Here is a 26,292-nt window from a genome sequence, read left to right as displayed (position 1 = left end):
CATGCTTTTCCGCATTCGCGCACTCGACGTCACCAATCGCATCACGCAGCTGCAGGTCGAAGCGTCCGACGAAGCGTCGGCACGCGCACAGGTTCAGGCCGACGGCCTGACCGTGCTGTCGGCGGCGCGTGCGCACACGCTGTCCTTCAACCGGCAGCGCTTTCCGGTGCTGCTGTTCTGTCAGGAGCTGCTGGCGCTGCTGCGTTCGGGCCTGTCGCTGGTCGAAGGTCTCGAGGTGATGGCCGAGAAGGAGGGCCGCACACTGTCGCGCACCGTGCTGACCGCGTTGATCGACGCGCTGCGCCAGGGCAAGACGCTGTCGATGGCGATGTCCGCCCAGACCGCCATCTTTCCCGACCTGCTGGTGGCGATGATCCGTGCGTCCGAACGCACCAGCGACCTCGACCAGGCGCTCGAACGCTATGTCGCCTACAGCGAACAGCTCGACAGCCTGCGCGGCAAGCTGGTCGCGGCAGCCACCTACCCGGTCATCCTGCTGGTGGTGGGCATGCTGGTGGTGCTCTTCCTGCTGGTGTTCGTGGTGCCGGAGTTCTCCAAAGTGTATGAAGATATTTCCACCGAACTGCCGCTGGCGTCGCAGTGGCTGCTCGCCTGGGGCCATTTCGTCAAGGCGAATTCGGCCTCGCTCGGGCTGGGCCTGCTCGTCGTGGTGATCGGTGTCGTGTGGACGGTGCGTCAGCCGGCGTTCCGTCAGGGGCTGATGGCGCAGTTCGAGCGCGTCCCCGGCATCGGCAGCCGGATGCGGGTGTTCCGCCTTGCGCGCTTCTTCCGCACGGTGGGCATGCTGCTGCGCGGTGGCATTCCGGTCGTGCAGTCGCTCGAACTGGTGCGCGAACTGCTGCCGCTGCCGATGCAGCAGAGTCTGACGCGCGCGCTGCTGTCGATACGCGAGGGCCGCGCGGCGTCGGACGCCTTCACCGAAGTCGGTCTGAGCACCGCCGTGGCGTCGCGCATGCTGCGCGTCGGCGAACGGGCAGGCAACCTGGGCGACATGATGGAACGCATCGCCGCCTTCCACGACGAGGAAATGACGCGCTGGCTCGACCGCGCGACCCGGCTGTTCGGTCCGCTGCTGATGCTGGTGATCGGTCTGGCCATCGGCGGCGTCGTGGTGCTGATGTACCTGCCCATCTTCCAGCTGGCGGAGAGCCTGCAATGAGCGCGCTGCCGACGACCGCCGTGCCGTCCCCGATTGCAGGCGATCTGCTGGCGCGCGCCCGTGCCCAGGCCGGGCGCGGCTCGGTCATGCAGGCGCTGATCGAGCTGTCCGGCAGTACGCCGGACGACATGTGCGCCCGGGTCGCTGCCCAGCTGGGTCTGCCCGTGATGCACAGCGCCGATCTCAACGCGCTGACGATGACCTTGGGCAGCATCCGCTTCTCCGAAGCGCTGGCGCGCTCGGTTGTGGTGGCGACCGACGACGCCGGCGCCCGCGTCGCGGTGGTCGCTGACCCTTACGACGCGGCGCTGCAGGACTGGCTGGCGGTCACGCTGCACGACAGCTTCGAGCTGCGCGTCGCCACGCGCGACGACATCACCGCCGCGCTGGCGCGCTTCGAGGAAAGTCAGCGCGCCTCCGCCGGCCTGCTCGACGAAGGCGAGCAGGTGAGCAGCAGTTCGGCCGAGGTGTTGTCGCTGGCGCGCATCGCCGACGACGCCAGCCCGGTCGTACGGGTGGTCAACTCGACGCTGTACGACGCGCTGAAGCAGGGCGCCTCCGACATCCACCTCGAATCGGTGCCGGCCGGCATGCAGGTGAAATACCGGGTCGACGGCGTGATGGTGCGGGTCGGTCAGATCGCCGGCGCCGACACCGCCGAGCAGGTCGTGTCGCGCATCAAGGTGCTGGCCGAGCTGGACATCGCCGAGCGGCGCGTGCCTCAGGACGGCCGCTTCAAAGTGGCCTACGCCGGCCGCGACATCGACCTGCGCGTGTCCATCATGCCCAGCGTGCATGGCGAGGACGCGGTGCTGCGGGTGCTCGACAAGGAACACCTGACCGAAGAGCTGAAGGCGCTGACGCTGGAAAGCCTGGGCTTCGACGACATCGCGCGCGCTGCGCTGCGCAAGCTGGCGGCCGAGCCCTACGGCATGCTGCTGGTGACCGGCCCGACCGGCTCCGGCAAGACCACCACGCTGTACGCCACCATCGGCGAGATCAACCACGGCCTGGACAAGATCATCACCATCGAGGACCCGGTCGAGTACCAGTTGCCCGGTGTGCTGCAGATTCCGGTGAACGAGAAGAAGGGCCTCACTTTCGCCCGTGGCCTGCGCTCGGTGCTGCGACACGACCCGGACAAGATCATGGTGGGCGAAATCCGCGACGGCGAAACCGCGGAGATCGCGGTGCAGGCAGCGCTGACCGGTCACCTGGTGCTGACCACGGTGCACGCCAACAACGTGTTCGACGTGATCGGCCGCTTCCTGCACATGGGCGTGGACCCCTACAACCTGGTGTCCGCCCTGAACGGCATCGTCGCCCAGCGCCTGCTGCGGCTGAACTGTCGCCACTGCGCGGCTCCGCAGGTGCCGGAAGCGGCGCAGCTGGAGGAATCCGGCCTGGCTGGTCTGATCGGCGCGGGCGGCTACGACTTTCGCGCCGGCACCGGTTGCGGCCATTGCCGGGGCACCGGCTACAAGGGCCGGCGAGCGATCGCCGAACTGCTGGTGCTGGACGACGAACTGCGCGAGCTCATCGTCACCCGCGCCCCGATGCGACAACTGAAGGAGGCCGCGCGAGCGCGCGGCACGCGCACCCTGCGCGAAGCCGGTCTGGCCCTGGTGGCCAGCGGCGAAACCAGTCTGGCGGAATTGAACCGTGTCACTTTTGTCGTCTGAGGTGCTGACGCTCGAAGTCGGTCCGCACGGCGTGTCGCTGGGTCGGCACGGCGTGGCGCAGATGCTGTCGCTGGACAATCTGGCCGCCGCGCTCGACGCCTTGCCGGCCGAGGCGACACCGCGTCGCGCTGCGCTGCAGGTAACGGTGGACAACGCCTGGGCGCGCTGGCAGGTGATCGAGGTGCCGCCCGGCGTCGTCGGCCACGATGAACAGCACGCGCTGGTGCGTGCCCGCATGATCGAGGTGTTCGGCAGCGCCGCCCAGGGCTGGGTGTTCAGCTGGGATGCACGGCCGGCGGCCAGCGTGCTCGCCTGCGCGCTCGATGCCGCGCTGGTGCAGCGCCTGCAGGCCTGGTGTGCCGCGCGCAGCGTGAAGCTGAAGAGCATGCAGCCGGCCTGGCTGCGTGCCTACGCCGGATTGCGCGGTGACGCGGCGACCGGCGGATTCGCACAGCTGCGCCATGGCTGGCTGTGCATGGGCCTGTGGGCAGGTGGTCGCTGGCTGCACGTGCGCGGCGAGGCGCTGGCCGATCCGGCCGGAATTGGCGCCGTGCTCGAGCGCAGGCTCAGCCTGTTCGACGGCGAACTGTCGGCCGGCCAGCTCTTCCTGCATGGTTCGCCGTCGGTGACGCTGCCGCGCGGCTGGCGCTGCGTGGCCGGAGGTGGCGCATGAGCAGGCGCCCGGCCGTTCCCGAAATCGACTTCGTTGCCCGTCGGCGTGCGCCCGGCTGGCTGGGCTGGCTGGCCCTCGCGCTCGGTTGCGCCGCGGCCGCCTTCGCCGCCGAGCGTTACGACACGCTGGGGGGGCAGGTCGAGGCGCAGCGCGCCGACAACCGCCGCGCCGCGCGTGCTGCCGAACAGGCGCGCGTACTGGCGCGACGCGACCAGGAGGACGCCGGCCTGCGCGCCCGTCTCGACGTCGCGCGCACGCTGTCGCTGCAGATGGCGCGCGACTGGCAGCCACTGTTCGCCGACCTCGAAGCTCTCGCCGGCAAGCACGCCGATGTCGCGCTGCTGTCGGTCGAACCGGACGCTGCGCGCGGACTGCTGCGCGTGACCGGCGAGGCGAAGGATCTGAATGCGCTGTTCGCCTACGCCGAGTCCTTTGCCGACGCGTCGTCGCTGATGGCGCCGCGCATCGAGGTGTTCGAGTTCAAGCAGCGCGAGGGCATGCAGGTGGTCGCCTTTTCGCTGCGTCTGAACTGGAGGCGCGCATGAAGCGGCTGCAGGCACATCTGGCTTATGCGCTGGCGCGCGCGGGCTGGGCAGGCGCCGTCGGCGTGGCGCTGCTGGCGTTCGCGCTGGCCATCCATTTCGGCGCGGCAGCACCGCTGCAGGCCGAACTGGAATCACTCGAAGCAGAGCACGAGTCGCTGGCCGAGCGGGTGGCGCAGGGCGTCAAGGTCGAGTCGCCGCGCGAACAGCTGGCGCGTTTCGACGCGGCGCTGGTCGAGCGCAAGCGCCTGCCGTCGCTGCTGGCCGATCTGTCGAAGACGGCGACCGCCGGCAAGCTTGCGCTGGCGCGCGTCGAAAGCCGCGAGTCACAGCCGCTGGGTTCGGGCTATGCGCGTCAGGAATACGTGTTCCCGCTGCGCGGCAGCTACCCGGCGCTGCGCGCCTGGCTGGCCGACATCCAGCGTCTGTCGCCGGCGGTGCTGGTGGACGATGTCGTGCTGCGCCGCGAGGACATCGCGCGCGATACGGTCGACGCCACGGTACGCGTGTCGATACTGATGAAGGAGGCTTCATGAACCGCGGCCTCGTCATTGCGCTGATCGCGACGCTGCTTGCGGTGTGGTACGCGGCCGGCATCGAGGACGACGCCGGCGACGCGGCTGGCCTGGTCGCGGAACCGCGCGCCTCGCGCAGCACGGCGGTGGCGACTGCCCGCACGGCGGCGGTGGAGCAGGGCAGCGCGATCGCCGCGCTGCCGGTGCGGACCGCAGCCGAGGTCGGGCATGACCTGTTCGCCGCGCACAGCTTCCTGCCGCCACCGCCCAAGGTGAGCGTGCAGGCCGGACCGCCACCGGCGCCGGTCGCGCCCCCCTTGCCCTTCCGTTACCAGGGCCGGATGACCGAAGGCACGTCCACCGTCGTCTTCCTCGCCCAGGGTGAGCGCATGCTTGTCGCGCGCCAGGGCGATCTGCTGAACAACCAGTACCGCGTCGAATCGGTGAGCGCCAGCGCCGTCACCTTCGTGTTCGAACCGCTCAAGCAGCGGCAGACCTTGTCCATCGGAAACGCCAAATGACTGCATTCTTCCCGCCCCGCGTGCGCGCGGCCTTCCTGCTTTTCGCTGCGGTGCTTGCACTTGCGGGCTGTGCCACCAACAAGGCGTTCGAGGACGGCAAGCTGGCGCTGATGGCCGGCGAGCAGGATCGCGCGCTCGGGCTGTTCGAACAGGCGGCGAAGCAGTCGCCGGACAACGCCGAGATCCGCGCCACGCTGTACCGGCAACGAGAGGTGGCGATCGCGCGCCATCTGGCGCAGGCCGAGGCCGCGCGCATCGCCGGCAACCGCGAAGCCGCTGCCGCCGCACTCGACCGCGTGCTGGCGATGGATGCACGCAACCCGCGCGCGATTTCGATGCGCGACCAGCTGCTGCGCGGCGTGCGCCACGATGCGATGGTGACCGAGGCGAACGCGATGTTCGTGCGCAAGGACGTGTCCGGTGCCGAAGCGCGCGTGCGCAACGTGCTCGGGCAGGACGGCTCGCACGCCGGCGCGCGCGAGCTGCTGCGCCAGATCGAAGAGGCGCGGCCGAAGCAGCAGACGCCGGCCGCACTTGGCGACATGTTCCAGAAGACGGTGACGCTGGAGTTCCGCGACACCTCGATGCGCAACGTATTCGAGGCGATCGCCCGTTCGACCGGCATCAACTTCGTGTTCGACAAGGACGTGCGCCCAGACATCAAGGTGACGCTGTTCGTGCGCAACACGACGGTGGCCGAGGTGATGCGCCTCATCCTGATCACCAACCAGCTCGAACGCAGCGTGCTGTCGGAGAACACCGTTCTCATCTATCCGAACACCGCTGCCAAGGTGCGCGAGTACAAGGAGCTGGTCACCCGCACCTTCTTCCTGGTCAACGCCGAGGCGAAACAGGTGCAGAACCTGATCAAGACGGTGATCAAGACCAAGGACATCTACATCGACGAGCGGCTGAACGTGATCGTGATGAAGGACACCGTCGATGCGGTACGACTGGCCGAACAGCTGGTCGAGTCGGTCGACGTGGCCGAGCCCGAGGTGATGCTGGAAGTCGAGGTGCTGGAGGTCAGCAGCAACAAGATGAAGGAACTGGGCATCGATTTCCCGGACCAGATCGGCTACGGCATCCTGACGCCGAACATCAGCAATTCGGTCAGTACGGCGGCGGGCATCACGACGACGACGACGCTGGGTGGCCAGTTGCTGCAAGGCAATATCAATCTGAAGGACACCAACGGGCTGGTGGTGCCCTATGTCAGCAATCCCGGTCTGATCCTGAATCTGAAGGCGACCGATGGAGCGGCCAACCTGCTCGCCAACCCGCGCATCCGCGTCAAGAACAAGGAAAAGGCCAAGGTGCATATCGGCGAGAAGCTGCCGGTGTTCACGACGACCTCGACCGCCAACGTCGGCGTGTCGGCCTCGGTCACCTACCTCGACGTCGGTCTGAAGCTCGACGTCGAGCCGCTGATCCACCCGGAGGACGACGTTGACATCAAGATGACGATGGAGGTGTCGAGCATCGTCAAGGAAGTGACTGGCCCGCAGAGTTCACTCGCCTATCAGGTCGGCACCCGCTCGACCGCGACCGCGCTGCGACTGAAGGACGGCGAGACGCAGATTCTGGCCGGCCTGATTTCGGACGAAGAGCGCACCAGCGCGTCGCGCCTGCCGGGCCTGGGTCACCTGCCGCTGATCGGCAAGCTGTTCTCCAGCGAGCGCGGCAGCAACAACAAGACCGAAATCGTTCTGCTGATCACGCCGCGCATCGTGCGCAACCTGAGCCGGCCGGCCCATATCGCGCCGGCGCTGCCGGCCGGTACCGAAGCGGCGGTCGGCGCCGCGTCGCTGTCGATCCGCCAGTCGGGCAAGGACCAGGGCATGCGCCTGTCGAGTTCGGGCGGCGGTGTTGCGCCGGCTGCCGGCGCGGTGCAGTTCGCGTCGCCGTCGCGCGCGGTTCAGCCGGAACCGGCCCCGGCACCTGAACCTGAGGAAGCGGCGGGCGGTGCCGAACTGCGCATGCAGTCGTCGGGCGAGGTGGCGGCGGGCGGTGAGGCAGGGGTGATCGTATCGATGACCGCAGGCGCCGGTGTGAGCAACGCGACGATAGAGATTGTCTATGACCCGAACGTGCTGACCGCGCTCGGAACGGTGACCGCCCCAGGGCGTGCGGCGGTGACCTTGTCGGCTGCAGGTGCGGGGCAGGAGGCGCGCGCCGAACTGCGCTTCCGCGCGGCACCGAACGCGCCGGCAGGCGCCAGCAGCGTGCAGGTGGGCAATGTGGTGGCGCTGGGTGCGGACGGCAATCCGCTGCAGATCAACGCACCGTCGCCAGTCGATATCGTGATCCGCCCGTAAGCCGAACGCGTCGCTGACACTGCGACGTGCGCGCAAAAGAAAAGGGGAAGGCGGTCTGCCTTCCCCTTGTCCGTATCGCGCTCCGCGAAGGCTGTATCAGCCAGCCTTGCGGTGCGCGCGGGCTTCCTTTTTCAGACGCTTGAACGTATCCGGATCGGTTGCGCGCAGGTATTCGACGACTTCGACGTCTTCGCGACGGATCTTGCTGATGTCGATCTGCTCGACGTGCACCAGACGCAGCAGCGCTTGCACGGGCTTCGGCATATTGCGGCCGCTTTCGTAGCGGGAGCCGCCGCTTTGCGTCACGCCGAGGCGCGACCAGAACTGCGACTGGTTCATGCCCAGCTTCTTGCGGATTTCACGTGCGTCGATGGTATCGGTTGCTTTCATGCTCGTTGTCCTTGATGAGTTGAACATCGAAACTTCGGTGCCGGGATCCTTGAAAATCCGGTGCCTGGCTGCCTGCCGCTTCGCATAGCTGCTTACTCCCGTGCCTATAACTAAAGTCATAGACAAAACCCAGTATAAATGATCACAACGTCCTGCACCAAACAGCTTTGCATATGTTTGCAAGTCGCTTGGTATTGTCGTGGACATCGTTTTTCGCCAGACGTTTCGCGCCGACTTTAGGTGCCCTGAACCGGAAAATCCGACGCGCCATTTTGCCGGGGGCGGATCAGTTACAATCGCGGGTTTTCGTACAACGTCCCGGAAGTTCAGATGGCTCTCATCGTCCAGAAATACGGCGGCACCTCGGTCGGCAAGCCCGACCGCATCAAGAGCGTTGCCCGCCGGGTCGCCGGCTACGTCGCCCGCGGCCACAAGATGGTCATCGTGGTGTCGGCCATGAGCGGCGAAACCAATCGTCTGCTGGGCCTTGCCAAGGAGATTTCGCCGACGCCCGATCCGCGCGAGCTCGACGTGATCGCCTCCACCGGCGAGCAGGTCACCATCGGCCTGCTGTCGATGGCGCTGAAGGATCTCGGTCTGAAGGCGCGCAGCTATACCGGCGGCCAGGTGCGCATCCTGACCGATGATGCGCACACCAAGGCGCGCATCCTGTCGATCGACGAACACAATATCCGTCGCGACCTCGATGAAGGTCACGTCGTCGTCGTCGCCGGTTTCCAGGGCGTGGACGAGAAGGGCAACATCACGACCCTCGGTCGCGGTGGTTCCGACACCACCGGCGTCGCGCTGGCCGCCGCGCTCGGCGCCGACGAGTGCCAGATCTACACCGACGTCGATGGTGTGTACACCACCGACCCGCGCATCGTGCCGGAAGCCCGCCGCCTCGACCGCATCACCTTCGAGGAAATGCTCGAGATGGCGAGTCTGGGCTCGAAGGTGCTGCAGATCCGCTCGGTCGAGTTCGCAGGCAAGTACAAGGTCAAGCTGCGCGTGCTGTCCAGTTTCGAGGACGAGGGTCACGAAGGCCCGGGCACGCTGATTACTGTCGAGGAAGACGTCAATATGGAACAACCCATCATCTCCGGCATCGCCTTCAACCGCGACGAGGCCAAACTGACCGTGCTCGGCGTGCCGGACCGTCCGGGCATCGCCTATCAGATCCTGGGCCCGATCGCCGACGCCAACATCGACGTCGACATGATCATCCAGAACGTCGGCCACGACGGCTCGACCGATTTCTCGTTTACGGTGAATCGCGGCGAGTTCGCGCGGGCGATGGAAATTCTTGAGAGCGTTCGCCAGCACATCGGTGCTCGCGAGATCAAGGGCGACAACAAGATCTGCAAGGTGTCGGCCGTCGGCGTCGGCATGCGCTCGCACCCGGGTGTGGCCAGCAAGATGTTCCGCACGCTGGCGGAAGAGGGCATCAACATCCAGATGATTTCGACGTCCGAAATCAAGGTGTCGGTGGTGCTCGACGAGAAGTACCTCGAACTCGCCGTGCGCGTTCTGCACCGCGCGTTCGAACTCGATCAGCCGGCGCAGTAATCAGCCGGAATAAATCGCGCGCAGGTTTGACCGGAGCAGGTCTTACCGGTATGATTCGCGCGCTTTTGCAGTACCGGAGAGGTGGCCGAGAGGTCGAAGGCACTCCCCTGCTAAGGGAGCATACGGGCCAAAACCTGTATCGAGGGTTCGAATCCCTCCCTCTCCGCCAAGCAACCATTGATTCATGAAATGGTTGCAGTATTGAAAAGATGTGCTATAGTTCTGCCTCTCTGCAGCGCGCCCGTAGCTCAGCTGGATAGAGTACTTGGCTACGAACCAAGGGGTCGGGCGTTCGAATCGCTCCGGGCGCGCCACTTTACCGCAGAGAAAAAAAGAGATAGGCCAGTCGATTGACTGGCCTTTTTCTTTTGTCCTTCCCCTCCGTGGCCGCATTCTGCGGCGACTGGCTTCCGTTCTTCATTCCTCACTTCGCCGTATGCGTGCGACGTGGGCGACATCGACCACCGTGTATCCATTCGTCACATTCCGTCGGTGTTCTTCGCAGCGGCGGCGCCAAGTGACCTTGGTAATATGACAAAGTCGTTTCATGACTTCGTTCAGGGAGGGGAAGCGGGTGGTCATAAGAAAAAAGAGTGCGGGGTTCGAGGAGGAGCGGGTCACGCCGGTGGCCTGGCTGAAGGCGAAGCTCGGTGTGCCCGAGCATGCGACGTATCTTGGTTTCGGCGTGCAGAAGGAGGGTGGGGCGCTCTTCCTCGCCGTCTGTGATCCCGCCGGTGCGCCCTCGGACTGGGGCTGGACCCCCTCGGTCGAGCAGGCGCGGAAGTTCGTCGGCTGGCGCGAAGCGGTCGATGCGTCTGAACGCTGTGCGGGCAGCGGCGTCGTGCTGTACTTCGACTATGGCGAGGAAATCTGGGTGTTTCCGGCGCGCTAGTCCGTCGGCGTGGCAGCGGTCCCGCCCGTGGGGCGGGACCGCTTTGTTCATCCGTAGCGCAGTTCCGTTGCCTTGCCCCAGAACACACGGTGTGCAAAGAAGGTGTAGGCGAGGATGGCTGGCACCGTGATGGCGCAGCCGGCGAGTATGAGATTGAGCGCAGCGGTGGAGCTCGCCGCCTGCCAGATCGTGATGCGATCCATCACGACGAAGGGGTAGAGGCTGTAGGCGAGGCCCAGGCCCCCCATCAGGAATACCCCGACGGTCAGGACGAAGGGCAGCCAGCAAAGCGTGCCCAATGAGCGTTTGCCGTTCAGTGTCCACCACAGTGCGACGAAGCAGGCGAAGGTGGCGAACGGTATCGGCAGCAGGCCGATGAATTGCGGCAGACTGAACCAGCGCGCGCTGACCGTATCGCTGACCCAGGGTGTGGCAAGCGAAATGAGGCCCATGCCCACGACGACCGGTATCAACGCAAGCCGTCCCCAGTGTGCTGCCCGTGATTGAAGTTCGCCTTCAGTCTTAAGCACCAGCCAAGTGGCGCCCATCAGCACATAGGCGCAGGGCAGCGCGATGGCGATCGCCAGAGCGAACAGGTCGTAGGCACCGCCGTCGGCAAAGCCGGTGATGAAGCGGCCGAGCATCCAGCCCTGTGCGACCGAGGTGACGGTCGAGCCGGCGAAGAAGACAAAATTCCACAGCGGCTTGTGCTTGTCCTGCGCCTTGACCCGGAAGTCGAAGGCCACGCCGCGCAGGATGAGGCCCAGCAGCATCAGTGCGATCGGCAGGTAGAGCGCGGTCATGACGACGCCGTGCGCTTTCGGGAAGGCGATCAGCAGGATGCCTACGCCCAGCACCAGCCAGGTTTCGTTGGCGTCCCAGAAAGGGCCGATGGACGCGATCATCATGTCCTTCTGACCGTCGTCGGCGCGATGCAGCAGCATGCCGACGCCCAGATCGAAGCCGTCGAGCACGACGTAGAGGAACATCGCCAGGCCCATCAGGCCCATGAAGATCACCGGCAGGATTTCGGCCCAGCTCATGCGCCACCTTCCTTCTTTGCGGGTTGGGTGCCGAGCAGTGTCGCCGCGCCGCCGGTGGGCGCAGGGTCATAGCTGTCGGACGGTTTCTCGGCCATGTAGCGCAGCACACTTATATATGCAGCGATCAGCAGGATGTAGGTGATCAGGTAGCCGGCCAGCGTGATCGCGATGTGCGGCGCCGGCGTCGTCGAAGCGACGTCGGCTGTCCTGATCAGACCTTGCACGATCCAGGGTTGGCGACCGATTTCGGTCACATACCAGCCGGCGACCGTGGCGATCCAGCCGGAAAAGGTCATCGCGGCGATGCCGACCATGAGCCATCGCGGCGCGTTTTCGGGCTGCCAGCCTCGACGTCGCAGCAGCCACCAGCCTGCCCAACTCACCAGCAGCATCAACGTGCCCACGGCGACCATGACGCGGAAGCCGAAGAACAGCGGCTTTACCGGCGGATGTGCCTCGAATTCGTTCAGACCCTTCAGTTCGCCATCCCATTCATGGGTCAGGATGAAGGACGCCATCTTCGGAATCCCGATGGCCATGTCATTGCGTCGCTCGGTCTCGTTGGGCAGCGCGAACAGCAGCAGCGGTGCGCCCTTCTCGGTCTCCCATACGCCTTCAATTGCGGCGATCTTCTGCGGCTGATGGTGCAGCGTGTTCAGGCCGTGCATGTCTCCGACCAGGATTTGTACCGGAATCAGTACCGCCGCCAGCGTGATCGCGGCGCGCAGCGCCAGCGGTGTCGATGCGTTGGCCTTGCCGCGCAGCACCTGCCATGCCGACACGCCGGCGACCAGGAAAGCCATGGTCAGGAAGGAGGCCAGCAGCATGTGGGAGAAGCGGTAGGGGAAGGACGGATTGAAGATGATTTCCATCCAGCTCGTGACGTGGAATTCACCGTTGATGATTTCGTAGCCGACCGGCGTCTGCATCCAGGAATTGAGTACGAGGATCCAGAACGCGCTCATCGTCGTGCCGAAGGCGACCAGGAAGGTGGCAAGCAGGTGCACTCGCTCGCTCACCCGGCCGTGACCGAACAGCATCACGCCGAGGAAGGTGGCTTCGAGGAAGAAGGCTGTCAGCACCTCGAAGCCGAGCAGTGGTCCGGCGATGTTGCCCACCTTCTCCATGAAGCCGGGCCAGTTGGTGCCGAACTGGAAACTCATCGTGATGCCGCTGACCACGCCGAGCGCGAAGGTAAGCGCGAACACCTTGGTCCAGAAGCGGTAGGCGGTCAGCCAGGGCCGGTGGCTGGTCTTCAGCCAGCGCCAGCGCATGAACAGCAGCATCCACCCGAGCGAGATCGAAATGGTCGGGAATAGGATGTGGAAGGTGATGTTGGCGGCAAACTGGATGCGCGCCAGCAGGACGGGATCAAGATCCATCGGTGTATCTCACTCCTTGCTGCCGGATTTGAGCTGGCCGGTCAGTTCCAGCAGTTTCTGGACTCTTGCGCCCATGCGCATCAGCTTGGCCAATGTCTGGGCGTCGAGTCTCTGTACGTCGTCGAACCAGTTGCTCATCAGTTCGATCAGGTCGTGCATGCCTTTCATGCGCTCCTGGGCGACCTTGTCCTCGTCGCAGCTCGGTGTTTCGAGCAATGCGCTGCGCAGCATCGACAGGGTCGGTTCCATCTCGCGCCGGCGGCGCTCTTCCGCCAGCGTGCGGAAGATTTCCCAGGCGTCGCTCGGTGCTTCGAAATACTCGCGACGGTCGCCTGCCACGTGCCTCAGTTTCACCAGGCGCCACGACTGCAGCTCCTTCAACCCCATGCTGACGTTGGAGCGCGAGTACGACAGCGTCTCGGCGATCTCGTCGGCGCAGAGCGGCTTCGGTGACACGAAGATGAGCGCGTAGATCTGGCCAACCGTGCGGTTGATGCCCCAGCGGCTGCCCATTTCGCCGAAGTGCGCAACGAAGCTATGTACCAGCGGTGTCATGATCTTCGGACTTTTCAAGCGCTATCTGAATGGTCGTTAATATAAATCAAATTTCAGAAAATACTGAAATTTCGGAAAGATCTGATCGTGACTCTGACCACGGACCCGTCGCGCGTGGAGGCTGCTCGTGTCGATCCGTGATCGTGGGCGGTATCGGCTCCGCCCGCGCGTCGGCGTTGCGGTGCAGCATGCAGGCAGACGGGGCGCGTCGGTATTGGTACAATCTCAGGTTGTCCTTCCGTTTCCCTAGCCGCCTTTACCGGAGATACCCATGGCCGCAGAACGTACCCTTTCGATCATCAAGCCCGACGCCGTCGCCAAGAACGTGATCGGCAAGATCTACCAGCGTTTCGAAGACGCCGGCCTGAAGATCGTCGCTTCCCGCATGACCCAGCTGTCGCGCGCCGAAGCCGAAGGCTTCTACGCCGTGCATCGCGAGCGTCCCTTCTTCAAGGATCTGGTCGATTTCATGATTTCCGGCCCGGTCATGATCCAGGTGCTGGAAGGCGAGGGCGCCATCCTGAAGAACCGCGACCTGATGGGCGCCACCGATCCGAAGAAGGCTGCGCCGGGTACCATCCGCGCCGATTTCGCCGACTCGATCGACGCTAACGCCGTCCACGGTTCGGACGCGCCGGAAACCGCCGCCGTCGAGATCGCCTATTTCTTCCCGGCGCTGAACGTCTATTCGCGCTGAGAGAGTAAACGCGTGACCCGCACCAACCTGCTGCAATTCGACGCCGAGGGCTTCGCCGACTTCTTTACGAGTCTGGGCGAGAAGCCCTTCCGCGCGCGGCAGGTGATGCGGTGGATACACCGCAATGGCGAAGGCGATTTCGACGCGATGAGCGACGTCGCCAAGTCCTTGCGTGCCAAGCTGGCGGACATCGCCTGCGTCGAGGCCCCGGTGCCGGTGCGAGACAGCACCAGTACCGACGGCACGCGCAAATGGCTGATCGACGTCGGTGCCGGCAATGCGGTGGAAACCGTGTTCATTCCGGAAGAGCGTCGCGGCACGCTGTGCATTTCGACGCAGGCGGGCTGTGCGCTGGACTGCGCCTTCTGCTCGACCGGCAAGCAGGGTTTCAACCGCAATCTCGAAGTATCGGAAATCATCGGTCAGCTCTGGCTTGCCAACCGTGCGCTCGGCGCGGTGCGTGGTGGCGAGAATGACGGCGAGCGCGTGATTTCCAACGTCGTCATGATGGGCATGGGCGAGCCGCTGGCCAATTTCGACGCCACGGTGGCCGCGCTCAAGCTGATGCTGGACGACAACGCATACGGTCTGTCACGCCGTCGGGTGACGGTGTCGACCTCGGGCATCGTGCCGGCGATGGATCGCCTGCGCGACGCCTGCCCGGTCGCGCTGGCGGTGTCGCTGCACGCGCCGAACGACGCGCTGCGCGACGAGCTGGTGCCGATCAACAAGAAGTACCCGCTGCGCGAGCTGCTGGCTGCCTGCGTGCGCTACCTCGATCGTGCGCCGCGCGACTTCATCACCTTCGAGTACGTCATGCTCGACGGCGTGAACGACAGCGACGAGCATGCGCGACAACTGGTCGATATTGCCCGCCAGGTGCCGTGCAAGTACAACCTGATTCCGTTCAACCCCTTCCCGCAGGCGCCTTTCGGGCGTTCGTCGAAGGAGCGCATTCGCCGCTTCTCCGAAATCCTGATGGCCGAAGGCATCGTCACGACGACGCGCAAGACGCGCGGCGACGACGTCGATGCCGCCTGCGGCCAGCTCGCCGGCCAGGTGCTCGACCGCACCCGGCGCACCCGCAAGACCATTCCGATCCAGGAGGTTCCCGCACGGTGAAAAGATTGATTGCAGGCGCGGCCGCCGCGCTGTCCGCGGCATGGCTGTTGGCGGGATGCGCCGGCGGCCAGACCGGCCGCCCGGGCACTGCCGCATCGAACGCCCCGTCTACGCCGGCTTCCGACTACCGGCCGGTCGAGAACATTGTTACCGGCGCCGCCCGCACCCGCGCCAAATCGCACACCGAGCTCGGTCTGGCCTATCTGGAGGCGGGCAATGTCGCGGTGGCGCTCGACGAAGGCCGCCAGGCCCTGCGCGACGATTCGTCTTACGGGCCTGCCTACAATCTGATGGGTCTCGCCCACATGTACCTGCAGGAACGTCAGCAGGCGCGCGAGAATTTTGAGAAGGCACTGCGCCTGTCGCCGAGCGACCCGGACATCAACAACAATTTCGGCTGGTTCCTTTGCCAGAGCGGTGAGCACGCGCGTGCGATGGAGCTGTTCAATACGGCGATCAAGAACCCGCTTTACGCACATCCGACCCGCCCCTACACCAATGCCGGCCTGTGTGCGATGGAGGCGGGCGATCTGGCCGGGGCCGAGGTGAATTTCCTGCGCGCGATCAACGCCGATCCGGACAACCTGCAAGCCCTCTACAACCTCGCTGCCCTGTTCTATCGCCGGGCGAACTACTACGAGGCGCGCAAGTATCTGAGCGACTTCCACGCCAAGACCGACCCGGTGGCGGAAAGTCTGTGGCTGGCCGTGCGCATCGAGCGCAAGCTCGGCGACAAGGCTTCGGAATCGGGTTTTGCAGGTCAGTTGCGTCGCCGCTTTGCCGGTACGCCGCAGCACCAGGCGCTGATGCAGGGGAACTACGACTGATGACGGTCGATAACGCAGTACAGGAGTCATCGTTGCAGCAATCGGTCGGTGCGCAACTGCGCCGTGCGCGCGAAGCGCGCGGCATGACGGTCGAAGGGGTCGGCGCCGCCATCAAGCTGGCTGCGCGCCAGGTTGAGGCCATCGAAGCCGACGCCTATGCAGAGCTGATGAATCCGACCTACGCCCGTGGCTTCATCCGCAACTACGCCGCCCTGATCGGTCTCGATCCGAAGGCATTGCTGGCGCAATTGGATCAACAGCAGGTGCGTGCAACGCCGCAACTGGTCGAGCAGGCCGACGTCGGCGTCGCGATGCCGGTGCAGTCGTCCCGCCGCAAGTGGTTGTTGCCGCTGCTCGCGCTCAGTGTGCCGGTCGTCGTCGCCATCGCGCTCTATGTGTGGTCCGAGTTCTGGACCGCTCCGCCCGGTGAGTCGGTGCAGGTGGAGCAGGAGGCGGTGATGCCGCCGCCGGACGCTGTGGCCGAGCCCGAGACCGAACCGGCGACGCCGAGCGTGGATGCGCAGGTGGCCGATGCGGTCGCGACAGAAGCGACGCTCGCGGCAGCGTTGCCCGAGGCCTCGCCGCCGTCGACGGCCGAAACCGCCAGTGCGCCGCCGGTGACCGGGCAGCGGCAGCTTGCATTCACCTTCGCGGCCGATTCCTGGGTAGAAATCCGCGACGCGCAGGACCGCATCATCCTGTCCGAACTCAATCGCGCCGGCAGCGCGCGCAGCGTTGGCGCCGTGTTCCCGGTGTCGCTGGTGATCGGCAATGCGAAGTCGGTCCGTCTGAGCATCGACGGCACGCCGCATGATCTGGCCCCGGCGACCAAGGTCGATGTCGCCCGTCTGAGGCTCGAATGATGAGTGATCTGTCCTCTGCCATTTCCCGTCGTGCTACGCGCACCGTGCGCGTCGGCGGTGTCGTGATCGGATCGGCTGCGCCGGTGGTGGTGCAGTCGATGACCAACACCGATACCGAAGATCACATCTCGACCGCGATCCAGGTCGCTCAACTGGCGCGCGCCGGCTCGGAAATCGTGCGCATCACCGTGAACACGATGGAAGCCGCTGCCGCTGTGCCCAAGGTGCGCGAGCAGCTGTTGAAGATGAATGTCGACGTCCCGCTGGTCGGCGACTTTCACTTCAACGGCCACAAGCTGCTGCGCGAACACCCGGCCTGCGCCGAGGTGCTCGACAAGCTGCGCATCAACCCCGGCAATGTCGGCAAGGGCAGCAAGCGCGACGAGCAGTATGCCGCACTGATCGACATCGCCTGCCGCTACGACAAGCCGGTGCGCATCGGCGTGAACTGGGGCAGCCTGGATCAGGCGCTGCTCGCCCGCGTGATGGACGAGAACGCGCGGCGCCCTCAGCCCAAGGATGCGGTCGAGGTGATGCGCGAAGCCATGGTCACGTCGGCGCTCGAAAGTGCGGCGCAGGCGGTCGAGTGGGGGCTGTCGCCGGAGAAGATCATCCTGTCCTGCAAGGTGAGCGGTGTGCAGGACCTGATCGCCATCTATTCCGAACTGGCCAAGCGCTGCGACTACCCGCTGCACCTGGGCCTGACCGAAGCCGGCATGGGTTCCAAGGGCATTGTCGCGTCGACCGCGGCGATGTCGGTGCTGCTGCAGCAGGGCATCGGCGACACCATACGCGTGTCGCTGACGCCGGAGCCGAACGGCGACCGCACGAAGGAAGTGATCGTTGCCCAGGAAATGCTGCAGACCATGGGGCTGCGTGCCTTCACGCCCATGGTCGCGGCCTGTCCCGGCTGCGGTCGCACGACCTCGACCTTCTTCCAGGAACTGGCCGCCGACATCCAGACCTATGTGCGCGACAAGATGCCGGAATGGAAGACGCAGTACGACGGCGTCGAACGCATGACGCTGGCCGTCATGGGCTGTGTCGTGAACGGCCCGGGCGAGAGCAAGCACGCCAACATCGGCATTTCGCTGCCGGGCACAGGGGAAACGCCGGTGGCACCCGTGTTCGAGGACGGAGAGAAGACCGTCACGCTGAAGGGCGACAACATCGCCGCTGAATTCCGCGGCATCGTCGACGCCTACGTCGCTCGCACCTACACCAAGAAAATCGCCGGCAGCACCGGCGCCTGAACGAAGAACAATGAGCAAACTGCAAGCCGTTCGCGGCATGAACGACATCCTGCCGGACGAGGCGGAACGCTGGGAAGCATTCGAAACCATCGTGCGCGACTGGCTGCGCGGCTACGGCTACCGGCCTATCCGCATGCCGCTGCTCGAGCACACGCCGCTGTTCAAGCGCGCCATCGGTGAAGTGACCGATATCGTCGAGAAGGAAATGTATTCCTTCGAGGACGCGCTCAATGGCGAGAACCTGACGCTGCGCCCGGAAGGCACCGCTTCCTGCGTGCGCGCGGTGACCGAGCACAACCTGCTGTACGACAGCCCGCGCAAGCTCTGGTACATGGGCCCGATGTTCCGCCACGAGCGTCCGCAGAAGGGGCGCTACCGCCAGTTCCATCAGGTCGGTGTCGAGGCGCTGGGCTACGCCGGGCCGGACATCGACGCCGAACTGATCATCATGTGCCAGCGCCTTTGGGACGACCTGGACCTGATGGGCATCAAGCTCGAAATCAACTCGCTCGGTTCGCCGGAAGAGCGCCTGAAGCACCGCGCCGAACTGATCGCCTACTTCGAGACGCACCAGGCCCAGCTCGACGAAGACGCGAAGCGCCGGCTGCACAGTAATCCGCTGCGCATCCTCGATACCAAGAACCCGGCCATGCAGGCGCTGGTCGAAGCGGCGCCCAAGCTGTCCGATTATCTCGGTGAGGAATCGCTGGCGCATTTCACCGCGATCCAGGACACGCTGCGCGCGGCCAACATCCCGTTCCGCATCAACCCGCGTCTGGTGCGCGGGCTGGATTACTACAACCTCACCGTGTTCGAGTGGGTGACCGATCAGCTCGGTGCCCAGGGCACGGTGTGTGCAGGCGGTCGTTACGACGGACTGATCGCCCAGCTAGGTGGCAAGCCGGCGCCGGCCGCCGGTTTCGCCATGGGCATCGAGCGCCTGATGGCGCTGTGGGACGCGAAGCAGGCCGACGCGCTGGTCGACCGGGTCGAGGTGTACATCGTGCATTCCGGCGCCGGCACCCAGGCGGCCGCCTTCACGCTGGCCGAGCGTCTGCGCGACGGCGGTTTCGCGACGCTGATGCACTGCGGCGGTGGCAGCTTCAAGTCGCAGATGAAGCGCGCCGATGCGTCCGGTGCCATGGTGGCGCTCATCCTCGGCGAGGACGAGGTCGCGGCCGGCGAAGTGACCTTCAAGCCGCTGCGCGGTGGCGAGCAGATGCGCGTCAGTCTCGACGACGTTGGCGAGCATCTGGCCGCCATGCTGCTGGACGACTTCGTCAGCGACCGCGACGACATTTTCCAATAACGAACTTTCAATAACCGGATTACCGGGCAGGAGCCGACACCATGGCAGCACTCGATCTGGAAGAACAGGAACAGCTCTCCGCCATCAAGGCGTGGTGGAACCAGTGGGGCAACGCGATCACCTGGGTGGTGATCGCCATTTCGGCCGCCATCATCGGCCAGCAGGCGTGGGGCTGGTACAACCGCGACCAGTCGGTCAAGGCGAGCGCCGTGTTCGACACGCTGCAGGAAGCGGCCCTGGCCGGTGACCTGAAGAAGACCCGCGAGGCGGCGGGAGAACTGACCGAACACTACGCCAGCAGCCCGTATGCGGCGCTGGGCGCACTGCTGTCGGCCAAGGTGCATGTCGAGAACAGCGACACCAAGACGGCCCGCGCGCAGCTCGAATGGGTGAAGGACAAGGCATCGGAGGACGTTCTGCGCGACCTGGCCCGCCTGCGTCTGGCCTACGTCATGATCGAGGAGCAGGCGTTCGACGACGCCGCGAAGCTGCTCGACGGCAAGGCCGAGGCGTCGCTGGAGGCCCGCTTCCTCGAAGCGCGTGGCGATCTGCACCTGATGCGCGACCAGCGTGACGAGGCGCGTGCCGCCTATCAGTCGGCGCTGACCAAGCTGGACGACATGATCAAGGCTGAAGGTGAGGCGGCGTCGCTCGCCCAGCAGGGCTATCGCAACGTGATCGAAATCAAGCTGGACGCCGTGGGAGGCAAGCAGTGAAACGTGCTTCGGCCCTGCTGCTCGTCGCGGCGCTGACCGGGTGTTCGTCGCTGTCGCTGGACAGCCTGAATCCGTTCAGCGGCCCGTCCAAACCCAAGGTCCCGCCGCTGGGCGTGATCCAGCCGACGGCGCAGCTGGCCGAGGTGTGGCGTTTCGGCGCCGGCAAGTCGGACAATTTCGTATTCGAACCGGCGGTGATCGGCGGTACCGTCTATGTCGCCTCGCGTGAAGGTTCGGTCGCACGCATCGACGACGGACGCCAGATCTGGAAGATCGACGCCGGAAAGAAGCTGTCGGGTGGTGTCGGCGCCAATGAGCGCATGCTGGTGGTCGGTACGGAAAAGGGCGAAGTGCTCGCGTTTTCCACCGACGGCAAGCCGATGTGGCAAGGCAGCGTCACGTCGGAAGTGCTCAGCGCGCCTGAAGTGTCGGATGACATGGTGTTCGTGCGCAGCGCCGACAGCCGCATCCAGGCTTTTGCCGCCGCCGACGGTGCCCGCAAGTGGAACTACCAGCGCGCCAACCCGGCCCTGACACTGCGCACGCACGCCGGGCTGATCACGACGCCGTCGCTGGTGCTGGCCGGATTCCCCGGCGGCAAGCTGGTGGCGATCAATCGCACCAACGGTTCCGCGGTGTGGGAATCCAACGTTGCGCTGCCCAAGGGCTCGACCGAGCTGGAGCGAATCGCTGACGTGACGAGCCCGCCGGTGATCGCCGGTCGCGAGGTCTGTGCTGCCGCCTTCCAGGGGCGCGTCGCCTGCTTCGAACTGAGCAGCGGCAATGCCGTCTGGACGCGGGATATTTCGAGCAGCGCCGGTATCGACATCGATACGCAGAATCTCTACATCAGCGACGACAAGGGCGCGGTGCATGCGCTCGATCGCGCCACCGGCGCCAGCCTGTGGAAGCAGGACAAGCTGGCCGGCCGCTTCCCGGGCAAGCCGCTTGCTCTGGAGGGATTTGTTGCGGTCAGCGATGTCGAAGGTATCGTGCACCTGCTGCAGCGCGAGAACGGTGCCTTTGCTGCCCGCCTGAACGGTGACGGCAGTGCCATCAACGCGGCGATGCAGCCCTACGGACGCGCATTCATCGCCCAGAGCCGCGCCGGCAGCGTGCGCGCGCTGTCGGCACGCTGAGGAATTGATTTGAAACCCGTACTGGTACTGGTCGGCCGCCCCAATGTGGGCAAGTCGACACTGTTCAACCGCCTCACCAAGACGCGTGATGCGCTGGTCGCCGATTTTCCCGGGCTGACCCGCGATCGCCACTATGGCAACGGCCGCATGGGCGACCGCCCCTTTCTGGTGGTCGACACCGGCGGCTTCGAGCCGACCGCGCGCGACGGCATCATGGTCGAGATGGCGCAGCAGGCCGAACAGGCGATCGCCGAAGCCGACGTGCTGGTGTTCATCGTCGATGGCCGTGCCGGGCTGACCGCGCACGACCGTGAGATCGCGGCCCGGCTGCGCCGGGTCGGCAAACCGCTGGTGCTGGCCGTGAACAAGGCCGAGGGCATGCGACGCGAGATCGTCGCGGCCGAGTTCCACGAACTGGGTCTGGGCGACATTCACGTCATTTCGTCGGCTCATGGCGAGGGCGTGCGCAATCTGGTCGATCATTGCCTCGAACCTTTCCCGCAGGATCCGCAGGACGAAGACGATGTCCGCGGCCCGAAGATTGCCGTGGCCGGCCGTCCGAACGTGGGCAAGTCGACGCTGATCAATGCGCTGCTCGGCGAGGAACGCGTGATCGCCTTCGATCAGGCCGGCACGACGCGCGACGCGATCAGCATTCCGTTCCAGCGTGGTGGCAAGGAGTACACGCTGATCGACACGGCGGGCCTGCGGCGCAAGGGCCGGGTGTTCGAGTCGATCGAGAAGTTCTCGGTGATCAAGACGGTGCAGGCGATCGAGCAGTCAAACGTATGCGTGCTGGTGCTCGACGCGACCCAGGAAGTGTCTGATCAGGATGCCCACATCGGTGGCTTCATCGTCGAGAGCGGTCGTGCGCTGGTGCTGGTGGTTAACAAGTGGGATGCGGTGGACAGCTACCGCCGCGAAATCTTCAAGCGGGAGATCGCGCGCAAGCTGGGTTTCCTCGGCTTCGCGCGCCAGCTCTATATTTCGGCGCTGGAGGGGCAGGGCGTCAGCGGCATTTTCGGCGCCGTGGACGCCGCTTACGCCGCGGCGATGATCAAGCTGCCAACGCCGCGCCTGACGCGGGCGCTGCAGGCCGCGGTCGAAAAACAGGCGCCGCCCAAGCACGGCCTTTTCCGCCCGAAAATGCGTTACGCGCACCAGGGCGGCATGAATCCGCCGGTCATCGTGATTCACGGCAGTGCGCTCGAACACATTGCCGACAGCTACCGGCGTTTCCTCGAACGCAGTTTCCTCGAAACCTTCAAGCTTCAGGGCACACCGTTGCGGGTTCAGTTCCGCACTGCGCACAACCCTTTTGCCGCACGGGAAAAATGATCGGCCGCTCCGGGATCAAATCGGCTGACGCCGCGTCCAAGGCTGCGGTGCATCAAAAAATCCAGTACAGTTGAATTTCAAATATACAAGAGGTGTTCCCATGAGCAACAAAGGGCAAATGCTACAAGACCCCTTCCTCAACACCCTGCGCCGTGAGCACGTTCCGGTCGCGATTTACCTGGTCAATGGCATCAAGCTGCAGGGCCAGATCGAATCTTTCGACCAGTACGTCGTGCTGCTGAAGAACACGGTCACCCAGATGGTTTACAAGCACGCGATTTCCACCGTCGTGCCGGCCCGTCCGGTCAATATCCAGCACGACCAGGGCGAGGGCAGTTGATTCCGTTCCAGATCTCTTCCATGAAAGCCTGCGCGGATGTTTGATCGTCCGTCAGGTGGGGAGCGTGCGGTCATTGTCCAGCTCGATCTGGGTGCGAGGGACTACGAAGACCGTCTCGACGAATTCACTCTGCTGGTGCGCAGTGCCGGTGCCGAGCCGGTCGCTCGCGTCGGCGGGCGCCGGCAGTCGCCGGACCCGGCCACCTTCGCCGGCAAGGGCAAGGTCGCTGAAATCCTCGATCTGGCCAACGCCAACGAGGCCGACATCGTCCTGTTCAACCACGAACTGTCGCCGGGGCAACAGCGCAACCTCGAGCGCGCGCTGTCGCGCCGTGTGGTCGACCGCAATGCGCTCATCCTCGACATTTTCGCGCTGCGTGCGCGCAGTCACGAGGGCAAGCTGCAGGTCGAACTGGCACAGCTCGAACATCTGGCCACCCGCCTAGTGCGCGGCTGGACTCACCTGGAACGGCAGAAGGGCGGTATCGGCCTGCGCGGCCCGGGTGAAACCCAGCTCGAAACCGACCGCCGTCTGCTTGGGGAGCGCGTCAAGGCGCTGAAAGAGAAGCTTGAGCGCGTCGAGCGCCAGCGTGGCGTGCGGCGCAAGTCGCGCGAGCGCCGTGAAACCCCGGTCGTCGCGCTGGTCGGCTACACCAACGCCGGCAAGTCCACGCTGTTCAATGCCCTGACCAAAGCCGGCACCTATGCCGCGGACCAGTTGTTCGCGACGCTGGACACGACGTCGCGCCAGCTTTACCTCGGCGACTTCGGCCAGGTGGTGCTTTCCGATACCGTGGGTTTCATTCGCGATCTGCCTCATACGCTGGTCGCTGCCTTCCATGCAACGCTGGAGGAGACCGCGGGCGCCGATCTGCTGTTGCACGTGATCGATGCGTCGGCCCCCGATCGTGACGCGCAGATCGCGGCAGTGGACAAGGTGCTGGCGGAAATCGGTGCCGATGCGGTACCGCAGATCCGCGTGCTGAACAAGATCGATCTGGTGCCGGCTCTGGCGCCCGGAGCCGATTCGGGGGGCTGTGATACCATTCAAACGGCGCGTGTAAGCGCTCGCACGGGCGCCGGACTCGCCGACCTGAGGGCGGCGGTTACGCAGCGCCTGATTGACGAACGAATAGCTGCCGCCAACCGGAAGTCACCGAATGACGATCCGCGTGGGCTGAATCTGGAACCCTCGTCGAGGTCTGCACTCCCAGTCATCTCACCGTCGGCGGGTGATGAAGCTTCGTCAGCCGACGGAGCGAACGCGTCACCCGACTCATCCATCCTTACTTATCCAGTCTGAACGTGCTCAATGCGATCTTGATGTCGCTCAATGACCCCCGCTGGGGCAATCAGGGCGGCAACGGCAACAAGGGCGGCAACCAGGGACCGCCCGATCTGGAAGATCTCTGGCGTGACTTCAATCGTCGACTGTCCGGCATGTTCGGCGGCAAGTCCTCGGGCGATGGTGGCAACGAGGCGCGCCCGCCGGTCGGCCCGCGCCAGTTCGGCGGCGGCATCGGCATCATTCTCGGCCTGGTGCTCATCGTCTGGCTGGCCAGCGGTCTGTACATCGTGGACGCCAGCCAGCGCGGCGTCGTGCTGCGCTTCGGCAAGCTGCACGAAACGACCGAGCCGGGCCTGCAGTGGCGCCTGCCCTTCCCGATCGATTCGCACGAGCTGGTCAATCTGACCGGCGTGCGCACGGTCGAAATCGGCTACCGCGGCAGCGAGCGCAACAAGGTGCTGAACGAAGCACTGATGCTCACCGACGACGAGAACATCATCAACATTCAGTTCGCGGTGCAGTACATCCTGAAGGATCCGGTCGCCTATCTGTTCCAGAACCGCCTGCCGGAAGACACGGTGGTGCATGCGGCCGAGACCGCGATGCGCGAGATCGTCGGCAAGAGCAAGATGGATTTCGTGCTGTACGAAGGTCGCGAGCAGATCGCCGTCGATGCACAGCGCATCATGCAGCAGATCCTCGACCGCTATCAGACCGGCATCCAGATCAGCAAGCTGACGCTGCAGAACGCCCAGCCGCCCGAGCAGGTTCAGGCCGCGTTCGACGACGCGGTGAAGGCGGGTCAGGATCTCGAACGGCAGAAGAACGAGGGTCAGGCCTACGCGAACGACGTGATTCCGAAGGCGCGCGGTACCGCTTCGCGCCTGATGGAAGAAGCCAACGGCTACAAGCAGCGCATCATCGCCACCGCCGAAGGTGACGCCAGTCGCTTCAAGCAGGTTCTTTCCGAGTACGTGAAGGCGCCTGAAGTGACGCGCCAGCGCATGTACATCGACACCATGCAGCAGATAATGACCAATACCAGCAAGCTGATGATTGATGCCAAGGGCAGTGGCAACCTGCTGTATCTGCCACTGGACAAGCTGATGCAGCAGTCCGGCGCGTCGGCCGATGGCACCGCCCGTCCGGCCGAGCCGATGACCTTGCCGCCGCTGATGAGCGATCAGACGGCGAACGACGCGCGCAACCGCGAGGCGCTGCGTTCGCGTGAGCGGGGAGAGCGTTGATGAAGGAAAAGCTTCCGCTGCTGCTGGGCAGCATCATCCTCGCCATCGTGCTCGCGTCGACCTCGCTGTTCACGGTGGATCAGCGTCAGTACGCGATCGTCTTCCAGCTCGGTGAAGTCCGTAACGTGATCGAACAGCCGGGCCTGCATTTCAAGTGGCCGCTGGTGCAGAACGTACGCGTCTTCGACCGTCGCATCCTGACGCTGGACAGTGCCGATCCCGAGCGCTTCATCACGTCCGAGAAGAAGAACGTGCTGGTGGACCTGTTCGTGAAGTGGCGCATCACCGATGTAAAGCAGTACTACATTTCGGTGGGCGGCAACGAGCGCCTGGCGGAAACGCGCCTGCTGCAGACGGTGAATGCCGGCCTGCGCGAGGAGTTCGGTCGCCGCACCGTGCACGAGGTCGTGTCCGGCGAGCGCGACAAGATCATGGAAGACATGCGCAGCAAGGCCAACGTCGATGCGGTCAAGATCGGCGTCGAAATCGTCGATGTGCGTCTCAAGCGCGTCGACCTGCCGAGCGAGGTGTCGGAATCGGTCTATCGCCGGATGGAAGCAGAGCGCAAGCGGGTGGCCAACGAACTGCGTTCGCGTGGTTCAGCCGAGGCCGAGAAGATCCGCGCCGATGCCGATCGCCAGCGTGAAATCATCGTCGCCGAGGCCTACCGCGAAGCGCAGAAGATCAAAGGCGAGGGCGATGCCCAGGCGGCCGCGATCTACGGCAGTGCGTTCGGCTCCAATCCCGAGTTCTACGCCTTCTACCGCAGCATGGACGCTTACCAGAAGAGTTTCCGCAGCAAGAGCGACGTGCTGGTGATCGAGCCGAATTCGGATTTCTTCCGCTATCTGAAGAATGGTTCGAAGGCGCCCGGGAAGTAAACACAGCGGTT

26 protein-coding genes and 2 tRNA genes are annotated in these 26,292 nt (G+C 64.9%); 24 read left to right on the top strand and 4 right to left on the bottom strand.

Annotated features, from left to right (window positions below; all coding sequences use genetic code 11):
* The first annotated feature begins 1 nt into the window (after position 1).
* The 7 genes from METRZ18153_RS0111975 to METRZ18153_RS0111945 are packed head-to-tail and all read left to right on the top strand — an operon-like array spanning position 2 to position 7,431.
* The gene (locus METRZ18153_RS0111975) at positions 2-1,180 is read left to right on the top strand and encodes a type II secretion system F family protein (RefSeq protein WP_020164954.1); all 1,179 of its coding nucleotides are present in this window, start codon (positions 2-4) and stop codon (positions 1,178-1,180) included.
* Positions 1,177-2,862 carry a GspE/PulE family protein gene (locus METRZ18153_RS0111970; protein ID WP_020164953.1) on the top strand — a complete coding sequence of 562 codons (1,686 nt, stop codon included), beginning with the start codon at positions 1,177-1,179 and terminating at the stop codon, positions 2,860-2,862. The genes METRZ18153_RS0111975 and METRZ18153_RS0111970 overlap by 4 nt, the downstream gene beginning before the upstream one ends.
* Positions 2,843-3,535 (top strand): hypothetical protein, encoded by a 693-nt coding sequence (locus METRZ18153_RS0111965; protein WP_232416036.1) that lies wholly within the window; start codon positions 2,843-2,845, stop codon positions 3,533-3,535. The genes METRZ18153_RS0111970 and METRZ18153_RS0111965 overlap by 20 nt, the downstream gene beginning before the upstream one ends.
* Positions 3,532-4,080, top strand: coding sequence for a hypothetical protein (locus METRZ18153_RS0111960; RefSeq protein ID WP_020164951.1), 549 nt, complete (start codon positions 3,532-3,534; stop codon positions 4,078-4,080). Before METRZ18153_RS0111965 ends, METRZ18153_RS0111960 begins: the two co-directional genes overlap by 4 nt.
* A complete protein-coding gene (gene pilO, locus METRZ18153_RS0111955; protein WP_020164950.1) occupies positions 4,077-4,613 on the top strand; it encodes a type 4a pilus biogenesis protein PilO in 537 nt (178 codons plus the stop codon). Before METRZ18153_RS0111960 ends, pilO begins: the two co-directional genes overlap by 4 nt.
* Positions 4,610-5,113, top strand: coding sequence for a hypothetical protein (locus METRZ18153_RS0111950; protein ID WP_020164949.1), 504 nt, complete (start codon positions 4,610-4,612; stop codon positions 5,111-5,113). The genes pilO and METRZ18153_RS0111950 overlap by 4 nt, the downstream gene beginning before the upstream one ends.
* Positions 5,110-7,431: a secretin N-terminal domain-containing protein gene (locus METRZ18153_RS0111945; protein WP_020164948.1), complete on the top strand. Its 2,322-nt coding sequence runs from the start codon at positions 5,110-5,112 to the stop codon at positions 7,429-7,431. The genes METRZ18153_RS0111950 and METRZ18153_RS0111945 overlap by 4 nt, the downstream gene beginning before the upstream one ends.
* A gap of 96 nt (positions 7,432-7,527) precedes the next feature.
* Here the strand turns inward: METRZ18153_RS0111945 and METRZ18153_RS0111940 are convergent, their stop codons facing one another.
* Complete coding sequence (locus METRZ18153_RS0111940) at positions 7,528-7,821, bottom strand: helix-turn-helix domain-containing protein (RefSeq protein WP_019917961.1); 294 nt, start codon at positions 7,819-7,821, stop codon at positions 7,528-7,530.
* A 330-nt stretch (positions 7,822-8,151) separates the two neighbouring features.
* Here METRZ18153_RS0111940 and METRZ18153_RS0111935 point away from each other — a divergent pair, with 330 nt between their 5' ends.
* The 4 genes from METRZ18153_RS0111935 (at position 8,152) to METRZ18153_RS0111920 (ending at position 10,282) form a co-directional block, all read left to right on the top strand.
* Positions 8,152-9,390, top strand: a complete 1,239-nt coding sequence (locus tag METRZ18153_RS0111935) for an aspartate kinase (protein WP_019917963.1) — start codon at positions 8,152-8,154, stop codon at positions 9,388-9,390.
* A 75-nt stretch (positions 9,391-9,465) separates the two neighbouring features.
* Positions 9,466-9,559, top strand: a tRNA-Ser gene (locus METRZ18153_RS0111930).
* A gap of 68 nt (positions 9,560-9,627) precedes the next feature.
* A tRNA-Arg gene (locus METRZ18153_RS0111925) sits at positions 9,628-9,704 on the top strand.
* Between the two features lie 233 nt (positions 9,705-9,937).
* A complete protein-coding gene (locus METRZ18153_RS0111920) occupies positions 9,938-10,282 on the top strand; it encodes a hypothetical protein (RefSeq protein ID WP_157257241.1) in 345 nt (114 codons plus the stop codon).
* Positions 10,283-10,329: 47 nt separating this feature from the next.
* Here METRZ18153_RS0111920 and METRZ18153_RS0111915 read toward each other — a convergent pair whose 3' ends face one another.
* Genes METRZ18153_RS0111915 through METRZ18153_RS0111905 form a run of 3 tightly spaced genes read right to left on the bottom strand, consistent with a single transcriptional unit; the run spans position 10,330 to position 13,280 of the window.
* Positions 10,330-11,325: a cytochrome d ubiquinol oxidase subunit II gene (locus METRZ18153_RS0111915; RefSeq protein WP_020164946.1), complete on the bottom strand. Its 996-nt coding sequence runs from the start codon at positions 11,323-11,325 to the stop codon at positions 10,330-10,332.
* Entirely contained in the window at positions 11,322-12,707 is a 1,386-nt protein-coding gene (locus tag METRZ18153_RS0111910) for a cytochrome ubiquinol oxidase subunit I (protein ID WP_020164945.1), read from the bottom strand. Before METRZ18153_RS0111910 ends, METRZ18153_RS0111915 begins: the two co-directional genes overlap by 4 nt.
* 9 nt (positions 12,708-12,716) lie before the next feature.
* Positions 12,717-13,280: a GbsR/MarR family transcriptional regulator gene (locus METRZ18153_RS0111905; RefSeq protein ID WP_232416035.1), complete on the bottom strand. Its 564-nt coding sequence runs from the start codon at positions 13,278-13,280 to the stop codon at positions 12,717-12,719.
* Between the two features lie 253 nt (positions 13,281-13,533).
* Here METRZ18153_RS0111905 and ndk point away from each other — a divergent pair, with 253 nt between their 5' ends.
* The 13 genes from ndk to hflC all read left to right on the top strand — a co-directional run bounded on the left by ndk (position 13,534) and on the right by hflC (position 26,281).
* A complete protein-coding gene (gene ndk / locus METRZ18153_RS0111900) occupies positions 13,534-13,959 on the top strand; it encodes a nucleoside-diphosphate kinase (RefSeq protein ID WP_008058959.1) in 426 nt (141 codons plus the stop codon).
* Between the two features lie 12 nt (positions 13,960-13,971).
* Positions 13,972-15,081: a dual-specificity RNA methyltransferase RlmN gene (gene rlmN, locus METRZ18153_RS0111895; protein WP_020164943.1), complete on the top strand. Its 1,110-nt coding sequence runs from the start codon at positions 13,972-13,974 to the stop codon at positions 15,079-15,081.
* On the top strand, positions 15,078-15,908 hold the full coding sequence (gene pilW / locus METRZ18153_RS0111890; protein ID WP_029143721.1) for a type IV pilus biogenesis/stability protein PilW: 831 nt from the start codon (positions 15,078-15,080) through the stop codon (positions 15,906-15,908). Before rlmN ends, pilW begins: the two co-directional genes overlap by 4 nt.
* Positions 15,908-16,771, top strand: coding sequence for a RodZ domain-containing protein (locus METRZ18153_RS0111885; RefSeq protein WP_029143720.1), 864 nt, complete (start codon positions 15,908-15,910; stop codon positions 16,769-16,771). Before pilW ends, METRZ18153_RS0111885 begins: the two co-directional genes overlap by 1 nt.
* Positions 16,771-18,024 (top strand): flavodoxin-dependent (E)-4-hydroxy-3-methylbut-2-enyl-diphosphate synthase, encoded by a 1,254-nt coding sequence (gene ispG / locus METRZ18153_RS0111880; protein ID WP_020164940.1) that lies wholly within the window; start codon positions 16,771-16,773, stop codon positions 18,022-18,024. Before METRZ18153_RS0111885 ends, ispG begins: the two co-directional genes overlap by 1 nt.
* 10 nt (positions 18,025-18,034) lie before the next feature.
* Entirely contained in the window at positions 18,035-19,333 is a 1,299-nt protein-coding gene (gene hisS / locus METRZ18153_RS0111875) for a histidine--tRNA ligase (RefSeq protein WP_020164939.1), read from the top strand.
* A gap of 41 nt (positions 19,334-19,374) precedes the next feature.
* On the top strand, positions 19,375-20,049 hold the full coding sequence (locus METRZ18153_RS0111870) for a YfgM family protein (RefSeq protein ID WP_020164938.1): 675 nt from the start codon (positions 19,375-19,377) through the stop codon (positions 20,047-20,049).
* A complete protein-coding gene (gene bamB / locus METRZ18153_RS0111865; RefSeq protein WP_020164937.1) occupies positions 20,046-21,188 on the top strand; it encodes an outer membrane protein assembly factor BamB in 1,143 nt (380 codons plus the stop codon). Before METRZ18153_RS0111870 ends, bamB begins: the two co-directional genes overlap by 4 nt.
* A gap of 9 nt (positions 21,189-21,197) precedes the next feature.
* Positions 21,198-22,526, top strand: a complete 1,329-nt coding sequence (gene der / locus METRZ18153_RS0111860) for a ribosome biogenesis GTPase Der (protein ID WP_019917980.1) — start codon at positions 21,198-21,200, stop codon at positions 22,524-22,526.
* A 100-nt stretch (positions 22,527-22,626) separates the two neighbouring features.
* A complete protein-coding gene (gene hfq / locus METRZ18153_RS0111855; RefSeq protein ID WP_019917982.1) occupies positions 22,627-22,866 on the top strand; it encodes an RNA chaperone Hfq in 240 nt (79 codons plus the stop codon).
* A 36-nt stretch (positions 22,867-22,902) separates the two neighbouring features.
* Positions 22,903-24,168: a GTPase HflX gene (gene hflX, locus METRZ18153_RS0111850; protein WP_020164936.1), complete on the top strand. Its 1,266-nt coding sequence runs from the start codon at positions 22,903-22,905 to the stop codon at positions 24,166-24,168.
* Between the two features lie 20 nt (positions 24,169-24,188).
* The gene (gene hflK / locus METRZ18153_RS0111845) at positions 24,189-25,400 is read left to right on the top strand and encodes an FtsH protease activity modulator HflK (protein ID WP_020164935.1); all 1,212 of its coding nucleotides are present in this window, start codon (positions 24,189-24,191) and stop codon (positions 25,398-25,400) included.
* Entirely contained in the window at positions 25,400-26,281 is an 882-nt protein-coding gene (gene hflC, locus METRZ18153_RS0111840) for a protease modulator HflC (protein WP_019917985.1), read from the top strand. Before hflK ends, hflC begins: the two co-directional genes overlap by 1 nt.
* Positions 26,282-26,292 lie beyond the last annotated feature (11 nt).

This window comes from Methyloversatilis discipulorum, from assembly GCF_000385375.1.
Lineage (GTDB): Bacteria > Pseudomonadota > Gammaproteobacteria > Burkholderiales > Rhodocyclaceae > Methyloversatilis > Methyloversatilis discipulorum_A.
The sequence above is the reverse complement of the archived record's forward strand: the minus strand, read 5'-3'. Positions and strand labels throughout refer to the sequence as shown.

Coding starts and splice junctions, on each gene's coding strand:
- METRZ18153_RS0111975 (WP_020164954.1), top strand. CDS start 2: ATGCTTTTCCGCATTCGCGCACTCGACGTCACCAATCGCATCACGCAG.
- METRZ18153_RS0111970 (WP_020164953.1), top strand. CDS start 1,177: ATGAGCGCGCTGCCGACGACCGCCGTGCCGTCCCCGATTGCAGGCGAT.
- METRZ18153_RS0111960 (WP_020164951.1), top strand. CDS start 3,532: ATGAGCAGGCGCCCGGCCGTTCCCGAAATCGACTTCGTTGCCCGTCGG.
- pilO (WP_020164950.1), top strand. CDS start 4,077: ATGAAGCGGCTGCAGGCACATCTGGCTTATGCGCTGGCGCGCGCGGGC.
- METRZ18153_RS0111950 (WP_020164949.1), top strand. CDS start 4,610: ATGAACCGCGGCCTCGTCATTGCGCTGATCGCGACGCTGCTTGCGGTG.
- METRZ18153_RS0111945 (WP_020164948.1), top strand. CDS start 5,110: ATGACTGCATTCTTCCCGCCCCGCGTGCGCGCGGCCTTCCTGCTTTTC.
- METRZ18153_RS0111940 (WP_019917961.1), bottom strand. CDS start 7,821: ATGAAAGCAACCGATACCATCGACGCACGTGAAATCCGCAAGAAGCTG.
- METRZ18153_RS0111935 (WP_019917963.1), top strand. CDS start 8,152: ATGGCTCTCATCGTCCAGAAATACGGCGGCACCTCGGTCGGCAAGCCC.
- METRZ18153_RS0111920 (WP_157257241.1), top strand. CDS start 9,938: ATGACTTCGTTCAGGGAGGGGAAGCGGGTGGTCATAAGAAAAAAGAGT.
- METRZ18153_RS0111915 (WP_020164946.1), bottom strand. CDS start 11,325: ATGAGCTGGGCCGAAATCCTGCCGGTGATCTTCATGGGCCTGATGGGC.
- METRZ18153_RS0111910 (WP_020164945.1), bottom strand. CDS start 12,707: ATGGATCTTGATCCCGTCCTGCTGGCGCGCATCCAGTTTGCCGCCAAC.
- ndk (WP_008058959.1), top strand. CDS start 13,534: ATGGCCGCAGAACGTACCCTTTCGATCATCAAGCCCGACGCCGTCGCC.
- METRZ18153_RS0111885 (WP_029143720.1), top strand. CDS start 15,908: ATGACGGTCGATAACGCAGTACAGGAGTCATCGTTGCAGCAATCGGTC.
- ispG (WP_020164940.1), top strand. CDS start 16,771: ATGAGTGATCTGTCCTCTGCCATTTCCCGTCGTGCTACGCGCACCGTG.
- hisS (WP_020164939.1), top strand. CDS start 18,035: ATGAGCAAACTGCAAGCCGTTCGCGGCATGAACGACATCCTGCCGGAC.
- METRZ18153_RS0111870 (WP_020164938.1), top strand. CDS start 19,375: ATGGCAGCACTCGATCTGGAAGAACAGGAACAGCTCTCCGCCATCAAG.
- hfq (WP_019917982.1), top strand. CDS start 22,627: ATGAGCAACAAAGGGCAAATGCTACAAGACCCCTTCCTCAACACCCTG.
- hflX (WP_020164936.1), top strand. CDS start 22,903: ATGTTTGATCGTCCGTCAGGTGGGGAGCGTGCGGTCATTGTCCAGCTC.
- hflK (WP_020164935.1), top strand. CDS start 24,189: ATGTCGCTCAATGACCCCCGCTGGGGCAATCAGGGCGGCAACGGCAAC.
- hflC (WP_019917985.1), top strand. CDS start 25,400: ATGAAGGAAAAGCTTCCGCTGCTGCTGGGCAGCATCATCCTCGCCATC.